General features: G+C 43.7%; 1 protein-coding gene and 1 pseudogene. Both read left to right on the top strand.

Features of this window, described 5'->3' with window-relative positions; all coding sequences use genetic code 11:
• Positions 1-271: pseudogene (locus IQ229_RS20145) on the top strand (ADP-ribosylglycohydrolase family protein); the annotation flags it as partial.
• Between the two features lie 231 nt (positions 272-502).
• Entirely contained in the window at positions 503-3,199 is a 2,697-nt protein-coding gene (locus tag IQ229_RS20140; RefSeq protein ID WP_194046779.1) for an HD family phosphohydrolase, read from the top strand.
• Positions 3,200-3,234 lie beyond the last annotated feature (35 nt).

Raw genomic sequence — 3,234 nt, 5'->3', positions numbered from 1 at the left:
GGCTACAGGTGCAATTGCTGGTGCTTTATCAGGAGCATATAACGGGACAGGCGGAATTCCCGTAAATTGGCAAGTCTTGCTCTTGCAGAGGAATTCTCCAGTATGGGGGCTAACTAGCTTTTCCCAAGTGTTAGAATTGACCGATGCATTTGTGGGGGTGTGGTCAGGAGTGTATAATCTTACCTTAAACCCAAAAGAGTTAATAGAGGAGGGATGTGAGGTGGCTTTGCTTTCAGTTTACGCAGCTCCTCGCGTTATTCGGTCGCGTTAATCTTAAATTAACCAGATAAGGGGTTAAAGCTAGGCAAACTTCCGCCACAGTCGTATTAGTCTCATATACTAGAATTTTTCAGTAAACCCTTGGACTGATTCTGTAGCTAACTATTGTGGCAAATCAGCAATAAATAAGCCCCTGCCACCGACTTGTAGCCGCCGCAGATTAAACTTTCCTGATGATTGTCTTTTTTTGAACTATCAAAGTTGGCAATTGCAGGTAGAGATAATGAAAATGCATAAATTTTTGCAGTTCTTGAACCAGCAATTGACTCACTGGCGGCGACAGTACAAAACACTACGCCGTAAAGGAAAGTTAATGAGAAGTCCCAAAGGTAAAACCCATACAAGGGAACTTCTAAGGACTATGCTCAAGAATGTATTCCTGTTTTTATCAAAAACCAATGAGAAAAGCGAACGCCGAAAACAAGAAAGAGCGCTAAGGTCAAAGGCACAATCTGTCAACATTAAGAGTAGTATTTGTACAGTCGGTTTAGATTGGGCATATAAACAGCGTTACTCGGTGATTTTGGCGATCGCTGTAGTGTCCCTTACTGGCATTATTGGTCATAAATTATACAATCAAACTCAACTCAAAGTAGGACAACCTGCGCCCCAAACGATTACAGCGCCTTACACAGCTAGCATCGAAGATCAGAAAAAAACCGAAGCCGAGCGCAAAGCCGTCAGTACAAAGTCCTTACAGGTGTTGATGCTTGATGCGCGAATCAACGAAAAAATCAACGAAAATTTGCAACAGCTTCTAGATGATGGCAACGAAATTCGTGCTGTTGCTGGAGCTTTTCCTTTTTTTGCTCCTGTAGTTTTATCCATCTCTACCCAACGTTACCTCCGCTCTTGTTCTGAGTCGGAATGGCAAGCACTGCTATCGGCTGTAGAAAATAGTAAAAATCAGCAGCAGAAGGGAATTGGACAAACCACCCCAGATGCACCCAATCAGAAACGCCAGCCGCGCATCACATCCAAATCTGATTCCCAGAATCTAGAAAAGACACAGCCAGTAGATTTTTCTCAAAACACTGATTTTACTCAAGCTGTAGCAGAACTAGAATCTTACCGCCTCACAACTTCTGAGAAAAGCTTGTCCTTAGTGATTGCCGAAATTTCCCAAACACGTCAAAGATATATCCAAGCCACTGCCAAACTTTTAAAATTAGAGACTGTTAGCCCCGAAGCAATATATGAAGAATCTCTACTTTTGGATTTATCAGATGTGGAATGGGAAAAAACCCAAATGGGAATCCATCAAAGTATAGAGCGGATTCTCACCCAAGGTATTCCACAAGGACTGCCAAAAAATATCTTGCAAGATGCGGTGAGTTTACAATTACAGACCTTTGTACCAGAATCCGCTGAAACTTTGGCAAAAAACCTGTTGTTAGCTGTACTCAAGCCGAATCTGCAAAAAGATGAAGAACAAACCAGACAAAATGCTCAAAAGGCTGCGGCTGGCGTGCCACCCGTGATGGTGCAGGTACGGCGTGGTGAGGTGATTGTCAAAAAAGGAGCGCAGATTACTGCATGGAACTTTGAGGTGCTGGAGCATTATCGCCTGATTCGCCGAGAGATAAAGTGGCAGGAGTTGGTGAAGTTAGGAGGCGTGATTGCGATCGCTATTGGCATTTTTGTCTGGGTAGAACGCCATATCGATTACGAATTGCGACAACGCGATCGCCTATTAGTATTATTGCTAACTCTGAGTGTGCCAGGAGTAATCGTCATCGGATTGCCCTATACCACCTGGAGCGCCCTTGGTTTATTGTTGGGAAGCTTTTACGGCCCCACTTTGGGATTGACAGTTGTCGGCCTGCTATGGCCGATATTAGCCATTAGCTTGGATATGAGTAAGGCTGCGCTTTTAGCTGGTGTTGGGGGAGGAATATTAGGTAGTTACATTGCCCAACGATTGCGATCGCGTGAAGAGTTAGCATTATTAGGCGTTGCGATCGCTTTAACTCAAGGCGGTATTTACCTGCTTGTTAAAATCTTAATTGGTCAAGTATTTGGTTCAACCTGGTATATTGTCTTCCAAGAAGCGGGATTATTTGCTTTATCCGGCTTATGCTGGAGTGTTATCGCCTTGGGTTTGAGTCCTTATCTAGAAAAAGTTTTTGATTTAGTTACCCCAATTCGCCTAGCAGAACTGGCGAACCCTAACCGCCCTTTATTAAAACGACTTGCGACTGAAACTCCGGGAACTTTTCAACATACGCTGCTTGTAGCCACTCTTGCTGAAGCTGCTGCCAAAGAATTAGGATGCAATGTTGAACTAGTCAGGGCTGGAACACTATATCATGATATTGGTAAAATGCACGATCCTCTTGGCTTTATTGAAAATCAGATGGGGGGGCCGAATAAACACGATACAGAGATTAAAGATCCTTGGAAGAGTGCAGAAATTATTAAAAAGCACGTAACTGAAGGGTTGGTAATGGCGCGTAAACACCTTTTACCTACGGCGATTCAAGCTTTTATTCCAGAGCATCAAGGAACGATGCTGATTGCTTATTTCCATCATCAAGCCCAGCAAATGGCTCAGTCAGATCCAAGTTTAAATGTAGACGACGCAGATTTCCGCTACGATGGGCCAATTCCCCAGTCACGGGAAACCGGAATTGTCATGTTAGCAGATTCTTGTGAAGCAGCGCTGCGATCGTTGCAAGCATCGGCTAAACCTGTGGGAGAGAAGCGATCGGTTAAAGATGTCTCCACTGAACAAGCTTTAGCAATGCTGAATAATATTCTACGTGCCAAGTGGCAAGACAATCAACTCGTTGATTCAGGACTAAAACGGGAAGAGATGTCACAAATTGCCCAGATATTTGTGGATGTTTGGCAGCAATTTCATCACAAACGGATTGCTTATCCGAAGTTGAAGGCTAGTAGCACTGGGCGGAATTTATAATTTCGCTAAGGATGCGAACACTCCCATTAAAAAGT

This window comes from Nostoc cf. edaphicum LEGE 07299 (assembly GCF_015207245.1).
GTDB classification, from domain to species: Bacteria; Cyanobacteriota; Cyanobacteriia; order Cyanobacteriales; family Nostocaceae; genus Nostoc; species Nostoc edaphicum_B.
Note: the sequence above shows the minus strand (reverse complement) of the source record. Positions and strands in the feature narration are given on the sequence as shown.